The 13,188-nt window shown below is 41.1% G+C and carries 14 protein-coding genes; 12 read left to right on the top strand and 2 right to left on the bottom strand.

Annotated features, from left to right (window positions below):
* Positions 1-16: 16 nt before the first annotated feature.
* The 8 genes from hemY to QYG89_RS09235 all read left to right on the top strand — a co-directional run bounded on the left by hemY (position 17) and on the right by QYG89_RS09235 (position 8,076).
* Entirely contained in the window at positions 17-1,438 is a 1,422-nt protein-coding gene (gene hemY, locus QYG89_RS09270; protein ID WP_404316717.1) for a protoporphyrinogen oxidase, read from the top strand.
* A gap of 309 nt (positions 1,439-1,747) precedes the next feature.
* The gene (locus QYG89_RS09265) at positions 1,748-1,903 is read left to right on the top strand and encodes a hypothetical protein (protein WP_404316716.1); all 156 of its coding nucleotides are present in this window, start codon (positions 1,748-1,750) and stop codon (positions 1,901-1,903) included.
* Positions 1,887-2,054, top strand: coding sequence for a hypothetical protein (locus QYG89_RS09260; protein WP_404316714.1), 168 nt, complete (start codon positions 1,887-1,889; stop codon positions 2,052-2,054). The genes QYG89_RS09265 and QYG89_RS09260 overlap by 17 nt, the downstream gene beginning before the upstream one ends.
* Before the next feature lie 308 nt (positions 2,055-2,362).
* Positions 2,363-3,175: an amino acid ABC transporter substrate-binding protein gene (locus QYG89_RS09255; RefSeq protein WP_404316713.1), complete on the top strand. Its 813-nt coding sequence runs from the start codon at positions 2,363-2,365 to the stop codon at positions 3,173-3,175.
* Positions 3,162-3,863 carry an amino acid ABC transporter permease gene (locus QYG89_RS09250; protein WP_404316711.1) on the top strand — a complete coding sequence of 234 codons (702 nt, stop codon included), beginning with the start codon at positions 3,162-3,164 and terminating at the stop codon, positions 3,861-3,863. Before QYG89_RS09255 ends, QYG89_RS09250 begins: the two co-directional genes overlap by 14 nt.
* 26 nt (positions 3,864-3,889) lie before the next feature.
* Positions 3,890-4,624, top strand: a complete 735-nt coding sequence (locus QYG89_RS09245; protein ID WP_404316710.1) for an amino acid ABC transporter ATP-binding protein — start codon at positions 3,890-3,892, stop codon at positions 4,622-4,624.
* Positions 4,625-4,940: 316 nt separating this feature from the next.
* Positions 4,941-5,513, top strand: coding sequence for a TetR/AcrR family transcriptional regulator (locus QYG89_RS09240; RefSeq protein WP_404316709.1), 573 nt, complete (start codon positions 4,941-4,943; stop codon positions 5,511-5,513).
* Between the two features lie 244 nt (positions 5,514-5,757).
* Positions 5,758-8,076 carry a YhgE/Pip family protein gene (locus QYG89_RS09235; RefSeq protein ID WP_404316708.1) on the top strand — a complete coding sequence of 773 codons (2,319 nt, stop codon included), beginning with the start codon at positions 5,758-5,760 and terminating at the stop codon, positions 8,074-8,076.
* A 361-nt stretch (positions 8,077-8,437) separates the two neighbouring features.
* On the opposite strand, the gene yhfH is transcribed toward QYG89_RS09235, so the two are convergent.
* Positions 8,438-8,572, bottom strand: coding sequence for a protein YhfH (yhfH, locus tag QYG89_RS09230; RefSeq protein WP_404316707.1), 135 nt, complete (start codon positions 8,570-8,572; stop codon positions 8,438-8,440).
* A gap of 191 nt (positions 8,573-8,763) precedes the next feature.
* Between yhfH and QYG89_RS09225 the strand changes: the two genes are divergently transcribed.
* The 3 genes from QYG89_RS09225 (at position 8,764) to QYG89_RS09215 (ending at position 11,928) form a co-directional block, all read left to right on the top strand.
* A complete protein-coding gene (locus tag QYG89_RS09225; RefSeq protein ID WP_404316706.1) occupies positions 8,764-9,498 on the top strand; it encodes an MBL fold metallo-hydrolase in 735 nt (244 codons plus the stop codon).
* Positions 9,499-9,511: 13 nt separating this feature from the next.
* Positions 9,512-10,501, top strand: coding sequence for a lipoate--protein ligase (locus QYG89_RS09220; protein ID WP_404316705.1), 990 nt, complete (start codon positions 9,512-9,514; stop codon positions 10,499-10,501).
* A 116-nt stretch (positions 10,502-10,617) separates the two neighbouring features.
* Complete coding sequence (locus QYG89_RS09215) at positions 10,618-11,928, top strand: M48 family metallopeptidase (RefSeq protein WP_404316703.1); 1,311 nt, start codon at positions 10,618-10,620, stop codon at positions 11,926-11,928.
* Between the two features lie 116 nt (positions 11,929-12,044).
* Here QYG89_RS09215 and QYG89_RS09210 read toward each other — a convergent pair whose 3' ends face one another.
* Entirely contained in the window at positions 12,045-12,290 is a 246-nt protein-coding gene (locus QYG89_RS09210) for an IDEAL domain-containing protein (RefSeq protein WP_404316702.1), read from the bottom strand.
* A 271-nt stretch (positions 12,291-12,561) separates the two neighbouring features.
* Between QYG89_RS09210 and QYG89_RS09205 the strand changes: the two genes are divergently transcribed.
* Complete coding sequence (locus QYG89_RS09205; RefSeq protein WP_404316701.1) at positions 12,562-13,179, top strand: TVP38/TMEM64 family protein; 618 nt, start codon at positions 12,562-12,564, stop codon at positions 13,177-13,179.
* The last annotated feature ends 9 nt before the right edge of the window (positions 13,180-13,188 follow it).

Below are 13,188 nucleotides of genomic sequence, written 5' to 3'. Positions count from 1 at the left end.
AGAAGGCGATGAGACTGTGCTGGGAGAAACAAAAAAGGTTGTCGTTGTAGGCGGCGGAATAACAGGATTAACAGCGGCCTATTATTTGCAAAAAGCAGCAAAGACCAGCCAGCTTCCAGTAGCTGTGACATTAATCGAGGCGTCGCCTCGTTTAGGCGGCAAAATTCAAACAGTAAAAAAGGACGGCTTCATTATTGAAAAAGGGCCCGATTCATTTTTGACTAGAAAAGAAAGTGTCATTCGTTTAATAAGAGAAACGGGACTGAGCGGCCAGCTAGTGAATCATCTCATAGGCCGATCTTACGCATTAGTAAACGGCCAGCTTCATGCCATACCGGAAGGCTCCGCGATGGGCATTCCAACACAAATGATGCCTTTTCTTAAAACGGATCTTTTTTCCGTTTCAGGAAAAGTGAGAGCAGGTTTAGATTTTTTACTTCCTAGATCGGCGATGAAAAATGACGATTCACTCGGCAGATTTTTCAGACGCCGGCTGGGCGGTGAAATCGTGGAAAACTTAATTGAACCGCTTTTGTCGGTCATGTATGCAGGAGATATTGATAAGCTCAGCTTAATGGCCACGTTTCCTCAACTTCATGAAATAGAACAAAAATATCGCAGCTTAATACTCGGTATGAGAAAGAAGACACCCGATTTTGTCCATCAAGAAAACAGTGCTCTAGCTACACTGGAAGGCGGTCTGGGGGAGCTGGTCAAAGGAGTAGAGGAGCAGCTGGATCAGGGGACTGTTCTAAAAGGAACACGTGTGGAGAAAATCGTCCAAAGAGACGATGGGAAATTTAACCTTTCTTTAAACAGCGGGCAGCAATTGCTGGCTGACAGTGTGATTATTTCCACCCCTCATTTCACACTGCCTTCCATGATGCCTCAATGCCGTTTTTTTGATGAGCTGCAAGAGATGCCGGCGATCTCTGTTGCTGCAGTACATATGGCCTTTCATGCAGAGGATGTTTCGTGGAACATGGATGGGGCAGGATTTGTTGTATCCAGAAACAGTGATTACACGATTACGTCATGCACATGGATGAACAAAAAGTGGCCACATACAGCACCTGTGGGAAAAGTACTGCTGCGCTGTTACGTTGGAGGGGCTGGTGATGAAGCCATCGTTGACTTATCGGATGCTGAAATTGAACAAATTGTATTGGATGATTTAAAGAAAACGATGTCGATATCGTCAAAACCGGAGTTTACAATCGTAAGCCGGTGGAAAAAGGCCATGCCTCAATATACGATGGGTCATACTAAGAGAATTGAAGCCATCGAAGCACATATACAGGAGGAATTGCCTGGGCTTTTTATCGGCGGCAGCTCCTTTAGAGGAATCAGTCTTCCTGATTGCATTGAGCAGGGAGAAGAGGCGGCTCGGAAAACATTAGCGTTTCTGAACGATCCTAACGAAAAGAGACTACTTTAAGTGTGCGGTTTTTCAGTACGCTAAAACATCATATTGCATACGGCTATAGGGGTGCCTGACTGATTGAGGTCAAGGCAGCCTCTTTTTTGTTTGGTTATGTTAATGATTACGGCTGATTGGAGCAGAAAGCGTGAGACCATCCGCAGCGAAAATTACCAGGCACATTTAACAAAGTTTTTGGCTCAAAAGCTATTATCAGTTTCATAAGTCAATGAGTGAGGCTGGTCCTTTCAATGTTCCAACAATTTTTCATATGTCTTCTTGTCGAAGGGAACAATATAATGAACACCTAATGATGGAGGAATCAGTATGAAAAAAGATAAGGCAGAGCAGTACCATGGTCACTTACGTTCAGCTTTGGAAAGAAAAGTTGATGAAGAAAGATTGGAAATAAGTTCAACAGGATATGGATTAGAATCTGTTTCAAAAGAAAAGGAGGGGGAACAGGATGGAGAAATGGAATGAACAAGCAGCACCTAATAATAACTTGACCTCCGCAGATATTAAACATGCCATGGAAACGGAGACTGGACGAAACGCAGAATTCTCAGAGGAGTTAGCAGACGGCGGAGAAAGAAACGAACGATTTGAAAAACAAAAAGATCAAGGACATTAAAGCTGTATTCATACTGAAGTGAAAGGTTTTTTGAAAAAGACGATCGGATTTTCACTTTTAATTGATAACTTTAACACATAGATCAGAAGGAGAGTGTTCCAAAAACTAGGTTTTCGGAGCACTCTTTTTCGTATAGTTAGCAGTATGTCCCCGCCATACACGAAAGTTGTTGTCGAAATATAGAGGAATTTAGAAAAAATGTGCTTACTTTTAAAAAATAACTCTTAAAATGTGAGAACATTTAAACTATAATGAATAGACGATTCACATTATACAATACATACAAATAGAAGGGGGATTATTCAACTATGAAAAAGTCACTGTTTACTTTTTTATTCGTTGTTTTATCCATTACGCTGCTTGCAGCTTGCGGTGGGACAACTAAAGAGTCGACGAAGGAAAATGAGAATGCCGGAAGCACTTTATACGATGAAGTGAAGCAAAAAGGGGTTTTAAATATTGGAACAGAAGGAACGTATGCTCCATTTTCTTTCCATGATGCTTCTGGTAAGCTGACAGGCTATGATGTAGAAGTAGCGGAAGAAGTAGCTAAGCGTCTTGGTGTAAAAGCTAATTTTATGGAAACACAGTGGGACGCGATCTTTGCCGGCCTTGATTCTAAACGATTTGATATGATTGCCAATCAAGTAGGAATTCAAGAGGATCGGCAAGCAAAGTATGATTTTTCCGAGCCTTACACAAAAACGAACGCTGTATTAATCATTCGTGAAAATGAAAAAGAAATTCAGAAGTTCGAGGATATCAAAGGCAAAAAGGCGGCTCAGACGTTAACGAGCAACTTTGGAGAAATTGCCCAGTCGTACGGAGCGGAAATAGTAAAAGTAGATGGCTTTAATCAGGCAGTTGACTTAGTCGTAACAAAGCGCGTAGATGGCACATTTAATGATAAGTTATCTGCACTCGATTATTTGAAACAAAAGCCCGATGCGCCAATTAAACTGATTGATGAAGAAAAAGAAGTGTCTAAAAGTGCTCTGCTATTTAGAAAAGACAGCGGCCAGTTAGTCGAAGAAGTGAATAAAGCGTTAAATGAAATGAAAAAAGACGGAACGCTGAAGAAAATTTCTGAAAAGTGGTTTGCCGAAGATGTATCTCAATAATATTGCTCAAGATCCGGAACGGATGCAGCGTTTAATTGACATTGCGAAGAGCTCCCTGATGCCTATGGTAGAAGGGGCTCTTCAATATACTTTGCCTTTAACAATTCTGACATTTTCAATCGGTATTGTTATTGCTATATTTACAGCATTAGCAAGACTATCGACTAATAAAATACTGCAAAGCATCGCGCGGGTGTATGTGTCTGTTATTCGAGGCACGCCGCTGCTCGTACAATTATTTATTCTTTTTTATGGGCTGCCTACGATCGGAATTACGCTTGATCCATTTCCATCTGCTGTGATCGGTTTTTCACTCAATGTCGGTGCTTATGCTTCTGAGATTATCCGAGCGGCTATTTCTTCTATTCCAAAAGGACAATGGGAAGCAGCTTACTCCATCGGCATGTCATACAGACAAGCGCTAAAGCGGGTCATATTGCCCCAGGCGTCACGTGTATCTATTCCGCCTTTATCTAATACATTTATTAGCCTTATTAAAGATACGTCACTGGCTTCTCTTATACTTGTGACAGAAATGTTCCGCAGAGCACAGGAAATTGCCGCAACCAATTATGAGTTCTTGCTTCTTTACAGCGAAGCAGCGCTCCTTTATTGGATCATTTGTTTTACCTTGTCAATTATTCAAGGAAGAATCGAAGCACGGCTTGACCGTTATGTAGCAAGATAGGAGTGGCTAGGAAGGAAGATGATGGAATGATTTCAGTAAAAAATTTACATAAATCATTTGGACGGCTGGATGTACTGAATGGGATTGATCTTGAGGTCGAAAAAGGAAAAGTCATTGTTGTGATTGGCCCTTCAGGATCAGGAAAGACTACCTTTTTACGGTGTTTAAATGTACTAGAAAGCCCAACAAGCGGTACGATTCAAATTGCTGATCAACAGCTTAATTTTAATGGAGCGGTAACGAAAAAAGAAATTACCTTGTTCCGCCGCCTGACCGGTATGGTATTTCAAGGATATAATTTGTTCCCGCATATGACTGCTCTGGAGAATGTTATGGAAGGGCCGGTCATCGTGAAAAAGGAAGCAAAGGAAAAAGCGCGCCAAATGAGTGAACAAATGCTTCAAAAAGTGGGGCTGTTTGACCGGAAAGATTATTATCCTTCTCAATTATCTGGCGGGCAGCAGCAGCGTGTAGGCATTGCCCGGGCGCTTGCGATGGAACCGAAAGTGATGCTTTTTGATGAGCCGACATCCGCTCTTGATCCTGAGCTTGTCGGAGAAGTTTTAACAGCGATGAAAAGCTTAGCGCAGGAAGGCATGACTATGATTGTTGTCACACATGAAATGAAGTTTGCCAAAGAAGTAGCAGATGAAGTGATTTTCATAGATAAAGGTGTTATTGTGGAAAGGGATGTACCTGAGAACATTTTCACGAACCCGAAGGAAGAGCGGACGCGGCGCTTTTTGAATTTAATACAATAAGAGATTGATCAAAAAGCAGGAGAAGTGAATCTAAAGAAATGCTTGGTCTTGCTGCTTTTGAAGAGGAAAGCTACCTCCGTCTTAAACGTTTCTGCTCTTTTTATCTCCCCTTTTTTGAAGAAGATGATCAAAGAAGGGGATTTTTTGTGCTTGAAGTGAGGGCATGGAACCGGGGAAAATGATATTTAGTACATACTATACAAATATTGAACGAAAACAATGTTGATATGAAACAGTTGCTATTTATATTTGTTTGTAGTATCTTACTTTATATAAAGTGACCGAATTGTTCATTTGGTCAAAAGGAGGGGGAAGGTTGACAGTCGATAGAAAAAAACAAATTATTGAAGCGGCTACGAAATCTTTTTCGCTCTTTGGCTATAAAGCAACGACAATGGACCAAGTGGCGAAGCTGGCGAATGTCGGCAAAGGCACTATTTATACATTTTTCAAAAATAAAGAAGAACTGTTTGATGAAATTGTCCAGACAATCATTGTTGAAATGAGGGAGGCAGCGGAAGAAGCGATCGATCCAGATTCTTCTTTTCACGAAAATGTTCATAGAGCTCTTTTTCAAATATTGCAGTTTCGGAAAAAGCATCAGCTGACAATTAAGCTCTTCCAAGAAGGAAGGGAAATGGGCACGCCTGCAGTGGTAGAAGTAATGACAATGATGGAGGATGCTATCTTGTCTTTTATTAAAGAAAAAATTTTAATGGCTGTTCAAGCAGGCGAAATCAAGCCGTGTAATCCGGAAGTGACTGCCTTTGTTATGTTGAAAATGTATATTTCGCTTATCTTTGACTGGGAACAAAGAAAGGATCCATTGAGCGAGGAAGACATTTCCCACTTGTTTGAGCTTTATTTGTTTGAGGGATTATCCACTTGAGGGAAAATCCTTTTCTTTTGCAAATGAATGACCAAATGAATAAAGTAGTCAATTGTTTTTTTTTGGGGTGGACCTCGTTAAATTCCACTGCTGATTCCCACTGGAGTGCTCTCTTGGCTTAGGCGGTTCGGGGTCTCCCATGGACACGCTCTTCCCCCAGAAGTTTCGTGCCTTCTGCTCTAATCAACAAAGGGGCAATATCAACAATAGCCATTAACATAACCTGTGGGTTAAGGAGGAAATTATGAAACAATCTTTATTTATAAAGGAATTAAAACAGATTACGGGCAATCGAATGCTGCTTATTTCGATACTAGCTATCTTATTTATTCCCCTTTTATATGCCGGTATGCTGCTGTGGGCTTTCTGGGATCCTTATTCGCAGTTGGAAGATTTGCCGGTCGCTGTTGTTAATAAGGACGCCGGTGCAGCATTTGAGGGGGAAAGGCTGGCAATCGGTAAAGAGCTGGCAAAGGAACTAGGTAAAAGCGATGATTTTGACTTTCATATTGTAGGTGAAAAGGAGGCGGAAAAAGGGATGGATCACCAGGATTACTATATGGTGATTGAAATCCCAGCAGACTTTTCTAAAAACGCAACGACATTGCTAGAAGACCAGCCTAAAAAATTAGAGCTGAAATATATCCCGAATGAAAGTTATAACTTTGTCTCCTCCCAAATGGGGGAAAGGGCTGTGAAAGAAATCCAGACATCTGTTCAACAAAGCGTAACGAAAACATATTCGGAAATGATCTTTGACAAAATTAAGGTAATGGGAGAAGGTCTGACAACAGCAAGTGAGGGATCAGAAGAACTGGATGAGGGGGCGAAAAAGCTTTCAGAAGGAGCCGTTCAATTAAAAGAAAACTTAGTAATATTAGCTGATCGCTCCGTTCAGTTTTCTAAAGGACTGTCAAAAGCAGGGAACGGATCAGAAGAACTGTCAAATGGGGCTTCAAAATTAAACTCCGGGCTTGCACAGTTAGAAGAGGGACAAAACAAACTCACAGCAGGCAGTAAAGAATTGCAAAGCGGCACGAATGAACTTGCCTCTGGCCTTTCTCAATTGCAGACAGGTCTTCATACAGTGGATAAGAAAATGGGCGAATTGTATTCCGGCACGACAGAAATGAAAGAAGGGGTGGAACAGTTTCAGAAACAGCTGCCGGAGCTTGCAAAAGGAACAAAAGAACTAGCAGCTGGGGCTCAGCAGTTAAACACTGGGCTTGGGCAGGTTGAAGAACAGTTGATTGCAGGGATGAATGAGTCAATCAATGGGCAATTGGAACAGTATATGCCTCTGTTACAACAAAAATTGTCACCGGCGGAAATAGCATTGCTGAAGCAAAAGATAAAACAGCAGCAAGAGAAGATGGCTGAGCAGGTTAGAAGTGGTATCGCTCCGCTGCAAGCTGGAAGTGAGCAGCTGGAAGCGGGCTCCAAGGAAATTAACGGAGCAATCAATGGTCAGCTTTCTCCTAACATAAAGGCATTAAATGAAGGGCTTGGCAAAGTCCAAGCTGGTCAGAAACAGCTGCAAGGGGGAATCCACGAGTTGGCAGAAGGTTCTGATCAATTGACGGCCGGTGTCGGCGGGCTGCAGAGTGGAGAGGAAAAACTAGCAGCAGGTATGAATCAATTAGGTGAAAAATTGTCAGAAGCAAAAAATGGATCATCTGCGCTTGCAAATGGTGCCCAGACACTGCAAGAGGGAATGGGAGAGCTACAGAGCGGATCTGCGAAATTATCGGAAGGGGCCGGCAAGCTGGCGGAAGGATCAACAGAATTAGAAAACGGTTCGATTCAACTAGAAGAAGGAACAAAGGAGCTGCATGAAAAACTCGGAGAAGCAGCAGAAAAAGCGAATGAAGTAAAGGCAAAAGAAAAAACGCATGACATGATGGCAGAACCCGTTCAAGTGGATAAAGAAGTGAAGCATCATGTACCGAACTATGGAACAGGAATTGCACCTTACTTTTTATCACTTGGTTTATTCGTCGGAGCACTCATGTTAACGATCGTATTTCCACTTAGAGAGCCGGCAGAGCGGCCAGCGAGCGGCTTCAGCTGGTTTATCGGAAAGGCGGGTGTCATGCTTCTAGTCGGACTGGCACAGTCGCTCCTCGTTTCAGCTGTCTTGCTGTTTGGGTTAAAATTGGAAGTGCAAAGCGTGCCTTTATTTATACTGACAACGATCATTACGAGTGTCGCTTTTATGGCCCTTATTCAAATGCTGGCAACGATGTGGGGAAATCCCGGCCGTTTCGCAGCTGTTTTGATTTTGATTTTGCAATTAACAGCAAGTGCCGGTACGTTTCCATTGGAATTAATACCGAAAATGCTGCAGCCATTTAACTCGATTTTACCGATGGCTTATTCCGTCCGCGCTTTTAAAGCGGTCATTTCCAGCGGCGATTTCAATTTTATGTGGATGAACAATGGAATCATTGCCTTATTTGCAGCAGCGTGCCTTCTTGTTACAGTACTTTTCTTTAAACGGTTGTTTAAACGACAATATGGTACAGCAGAAGTAGAACAGCCAGGCACTGAGTTTATTAGATAATAAACATATTAGATAATAAACAGGATGTCCCAACTTTTAGGGGCATTCTGTTTTTGTATGGTTTTTTAAACTGGTTCGTTCATTTCCGTCCCAGTCGCTTCACTTTCCACGGGGCAAACGGTGAGCCTTAGGGCCTTGGACTACAACCAACTCAGTGAAAAATAAACGTTTGAACTTTGTCAAAAAAATCTAAAGAAAAAACTGACCCTAAAAAGTCATTTTTAACGACCTTTTGGATCAGCTTCTTCTTTATAGGCTTTGTTCAACTTGCTCGTTGATTTCCGCCGAGGACACACGCCTTTTGCTCCTATCAACAATAGACCCTTTATATAAAATTGAAAGATGAAGAGATAGCAATCAATTAAAGATCTTTCACACCAGTGCACTCATCGCAAAGTTGGCTGTAGCATTCATGCTGTTCTTCGATGTAAGAACTGCACTTTGTACATTGTTTAGCAGGTAAGTTTTTGAAAAAATCAATGATGTTTTTAACCATTTGTTGGTTCCTCCTCAATTTTGTTATACAACGGATGTTTCATTTGTGTTAATTGTATTATAACAGATTGTGTTCGTCAACAATATTTTATTAAATCTTTGAAAAAATCGAATAAATAGATAAGTTGAACGAAAGGGATTTCGGGAATACAATACGGATAAAGAGGAAAGTGAATGGAAGGGGTATACTGCATGAATGTTACGGTTATTGGCTGCTGGGGCGGCTATCCAAAAGTGAATGAAGCAAGTTCTGGGTATTTATTTGAAGAGGGTGGCTTTAAAATGCTGGTTGACTGTGGAAGCGGTGTACTATCACGTTTGCAAAATCATATTCAGCCCGAACAGCTTGATGCTGTTTTATTGTCACATTACCATCCGGATCACATAGCAGACATTGGTGTACTACAACACGCGCTCTTAATAGGGAAACATGTAGGAAAAGAGGTCTCCACGCTGCCGATTTATGGACACCAAGAAGATGAAAAAGGATTTGCTGCTCTTACATATAAAGATTTAACAGAAGGGAAAGCATATCGTCCGGAGGAAAAACTGTCGATCGGCCCATTTACAGTGGAATTTTTGCGCACGGTTCATCCTGTCCCTTGTTATGCCATGAAAATTTCTAATCATCGACAATCAGTTGTTTATACGGCCGATTCTGCTTATCAAGAAGCGTTCGTTTCATTTACGAGAGGCAGCAGCCTTCTTCTTTGTGAAAGTAACTTTTACAAAGGAATGGATGGACAGGCTGCTGGCCATATGACAAGTACAGAAGCGGGCCGGCTTGCCAGCCAAGCAGGAGTGAATACACTTGTGTTAACTCATCTTCCTCATTTTGGGGAATTGGAAAAGTTGAAAGCGGAGGCAGAGGAAGAGTTTTATGGAACTGTCTTGCTCGCGGTAGAAGATTTAGAAATCGGATTATAACGGAGGAATAGCTGTGCTGTTTATTGATAACAATGGAATCAATGATCCAAGAGTCAACTTGGCGATAGAAGAATATGCGGTAAAGTATTTAGATATCAACGAGTCCTATTTACTTTTTTATATTAATGAACCATCTATTATTATTGGGAAAAATCAAAATACAATTGAAGAGATCAACGTGGATTATGTAGAGGAAAATCATATTCATATTGTCCGCCGTTTGTCAGGAGGAGGAGCCGTTTATCATGACCTGGGCAATTTGAATTTCAGTTTTATTACGAAGGATGATGGAGACAGTTTTCACAACTTTAAAAAGTTTACGGAACCTGTCGTTAAGGCTTTGAATAAATTGGGACTAGAAGCGGAATTGAGTGGAAGGAATGATATTATCGCCAAGGGATATAAGATCTCGGGTAACGCCCAATTTTCTACGAAAGGGCGGATGTTTAGTCATGGGACGTTACTATTCCAAACGAACATGGACGATGTAGTAGCAGCCTTAAAAGTGAGAAAAGATAAAATTGAGTCAAAAGGAATTAAATCGATCAGAAGCCGCGTGGCGAATATCGCCGATTTATTGGACTTGCCGATGACCATTGAAGAATTCCGCCAGTTTTTATTAAAGAATATTTTTGATGGGAAAGACGAAATCCCGCAATATCATCTTGGCGAAAAAGATTGGCAGATGATTGAAAAAATCTCACAGGAGCGATATAAGAAATGGGATTGGAATTATGGGAAGTCCCCTGCGTTCAACATTCAGCGCTCTCACCGTTTTCCAGTTGGATTAATTGATGTTAGATTGCATGTGAAAAACGGGATGATTCAAAATTGCAAAATATATGGTGATTTTTTCGGAGCAGGCGATGTACATGAGATTGAGGAGGCACTTACAGGAGTCAGACATGAAAAGAGTGTGATTAAACAAACGCTTGATTCGCTTGATGTGCCTCATTATTTCGGAAAAGTAACTTCGGAAGAGCTTGCTGATTTATTATACTAACACCTAATTTGGCTCGTTCAGTCGCCGCTGCTTTGGCAGCGGCGAATTTTTTTGTTCTAAATGGACAACTTGTATATTAAATATAGTAAAGGATAGAGAAAGGAGTGAGACAGGCAGTGAAAAAGTGGGTCACTTTTGCTTTATTGGGATATGGATTGTTCGGGCTGGCCATTTACTATTATTTATATGGAATGGCAGCAGGGGGCATCCCGGAGATTTATAAAGGGACGAGTGCTGATCCATCTCTTTTCTTAAGTGAAGCAGAACAGGCTTTGATTAAGGAATATTCAACGATAAAAAACTTGCTGTTTTTTATTAGCGTCCCGTTTGAATGGCTCGTTTACTTTTTTATAGTCATACTAGGGATATCCAGAAAGTTTGAGGAATGGTCAAAGCAAACGGTGCGCTTTTCTTTTGGACAGACCGCCATATACTTATTTTATTTATCTGTACTCACATTTTTGCTCGCATTTCCTCTTCAATACATCGGTTACCATTTTTCGAAAGCCTACCATATTTCTGCCCAAACGTTTTCACAGTGGATGAAAAATGAACTCATTGACTTTTGGATCAGCTATGCGATTATGTCCGTGCTCATTTTTACGTTGTACGGTCTGATGAAAAAATTTAAGAAAAAATGGTGGCTGGCTGCATGGATGTTATTTGTGCCTTTCACTATTTTTATGATGTATGTCCAGCCGGTGATTATTGATCCGCTATATAACGATTTTTACCCATTAAAAAATAAACAGCTGGAAGCAAAAATTTTGGACCTTGCAGACAGGGCGGATATCCCGGCCGATCATGTGTATGAAGTAAACAAGTCGAAAGAAACCAATGCTTTGAACGCATATGTCACGGGGATAGGGGATCATGCCCGTATTGTTTTATGGGATACTACGTTAAATAAATTGAATGAGGATGAAATTTTATTCGTGATGGCTCACGAAATGGCTCATTATGTAAAGAAGCACATTTACATTGGAATTGGCAGTTATTTGGTTCTTGCTTTTTTCGGATTTTGGCTCACAGCCAAATGGATGGAGAAACTGGTCAGTAAGTATGGGGAGAAGCTGCAGATCCATGAACTGTCCCAATTAAGAACGCTGCCTTTATTTTTACTCGTTATTTCCATACTCACATTCTCTATTAGTCCATTTACGAATGCCATATCTAGATTTGAAGAAAAGCAGGCTGATGCCTATGCCATTGAAATGACCGAAAATAAAGACGCTGCTATTAGTGCTTTTCGCAAATTGTCTAAAGAGGGACTGTCGGAAATGAAGCCTCCAGGGCTTGTGAAGATCTTCCGGTACGGCCACCCGGCAATGGCTGAAAGGATCTATATGATAGAAACGTATCCGTTGCCAGGTGAAAAGGAAAAGGAGAAAAAGGAAGGTGCAGACGCTCAAAAAAGCCAGGACTGACCCACAAGTACATGGCTCCTCTCTGAGAGAGGTGCCATGTACTTGCTGTTTTGAGTCAGCCCCTGATTTCGTACCCTGCAGGCATAAGGGGAACATAGTATAAAAGAGGATGAATGTTAAAGAAGGACGGATTCTGCCTTGAATTTTTTCTCTAATTCATTTAGCAGGGCGGACAACTCGATAAATGATTCACGATTTCCTTCATCAAGTGACTTGTCGATCGCATCCATTAACTTTTGTTTTTCTTGTTTGAAGAGAATTCCGTTGAGAAAACTGTCAATGTAGGCAGCAGTTGCACTTTTAACTTTTTCACGCGGCATCGGGGACTTCATCATTTCGGTAAAATACTGGTTATTTTCCATTTTCATCACCTCGGATACCTTTTTCTTATTATATGTGATACCCAGAAAGTAATCAACAAAAACTTGAAAATTTTTAGAAAATTCAAATTTTAGTCATAACGCCGCTGCCCTTTTAAAAAGATTGGGAAAAATCATTTGCCTTTTAAATAAGAAAGAAGATGACAAACAGCAGTTGTTTTCTTGACGAGGTGTATGCTTTAGTTGAAATCGTACCGTTCATATATGATAAAATGAGAAAAATGAACGCAGCAGATGCAAGGGGAATAACAACATGGATGTTAACACTTTGAAAGAATGGTTTACACTTGAAAATATAATGGAATGGATTGAAAGGTATGAATCGTTCGGTCCGCTGCCGGGCTTTTTTTTGCCTATGCTTGAATCGTTCCTGCCTGTCTTGCCGCTCTTTGCATTTGTTTTAGCAAACGCTAGTGCATTTGGGCTCTGGCTTGGTTTTTTGCTCTCTTGGAGTGGCTCAGTTACTGGTGCCGTGCTTGTATTTCTGCTCATTAGACATTATGGACAGCGGAGAATATTATCCTTTTTGTACAAGCACCATCAAGTAAAAAAGTTAATGAACTGGGTGGATAATCATGGTTTTGGGCCGGTGTTTCTGCTCCTATGCTTTCCTTTCACTCCGTCTGCGGTCGTTAATATTGTCGCTGGCTTATCCAACATCAGCATCAAACAATATTTATTGGCTGTGATGACCGGGAAAGCCGTCATGATTTTTACCATTAGTTTTATTGGGTATGATGTCGTTTCATTAATAAAAGAACCAGTTCGCACAGTGATCCTCGGGAGCATTATTTTTATTTTATGGATCGCTGGAAAGCAAATTGAAGGGCGTCTTGAAAAAAAAGAAAAAAGGAAAAGAGTAAGAGGCTAGGAGCGGAGC

The organism is Bacillus lumedeiriae, from assembly GCF_044891285.1.
Taxonomy (GTDB): Bacteria; Bacillota; Bacilli; order Bacillales; family Domibacillaceae; genus Pseudobacillus; species Pseudobacillus lumedeiriae.
Note: the sequence above shows the minus strand (reverse complement) of the source record. Positions and strands in the feature narration are given on the sequence as shown.

Coding starts and splice junctions, on each gene's coding strand:
- QYG89_RS09250 (WP_404316711.1), top strand. CDS start 3,162: ATGTATCTCAATAATATTGCTCAAGATCCGGAACGGATGCAGCGTTTA.
- yhfH (WP_404316707.1), bottom strand. CDS start 8,572: ATGGTTAAAAACATCATTGATTTTTTCAAAAACTTACCTGCTAAACAA.
- QYG89_RS09260 (WP_404316714.1), top strand. CDS start 1,887: ATGGAGAAATGGAATGAACAAGCAGCACCTAATAATAACTTGACCTCC.
- QYG89_RS09210 (WP_404316702.1), bottom strand. CDS start 12,290: ATGGAAAATAACCAGTATTTTACCGAAATGATGAAGTCCCCGATGCCG.
- QYG89_RS09255 (WP_404316713.1), top strand. CDS start 2,363: ATGAAAAAGTCACTGTTTACTTTTTTATTCGTTGTTTTATCCATTACG.
- QYG89_RS09245 (WP_404316710.1), top strand. CDS start 3,890: ATGATTTCAGTAAAAAATTTACATAAATCATTTGGACGGCTGGATGTA.
- QYG89_RS09205 (WP_404316701.1), top strand. CDS start 12,562: ATGGATGTTAACACTTTGAAAGAATGGTTTACACTTGAAAATATAATG.
- QYG89_RS09225 (WP_404316706.1), top strand. CDS start 8,764: ATGAATGTTACGGTTATTGGCTGCTGGGGCGGCTATCCAAAAGTGAAT.
- QYG89_RS09265 (WP_404316716.1), top strand. CDS start 1,748: ATGAAAAAAGATAAGGCAGAGCAGTACCATGGTCACTTACGTTCAGCT.
- QYG89_RS09235 (WP_404316708.1), top strand. CDS start 5,758: ATGAAACAATCTTTATTTATAAAGGAATTAAAACAGATTACGGGCAAT.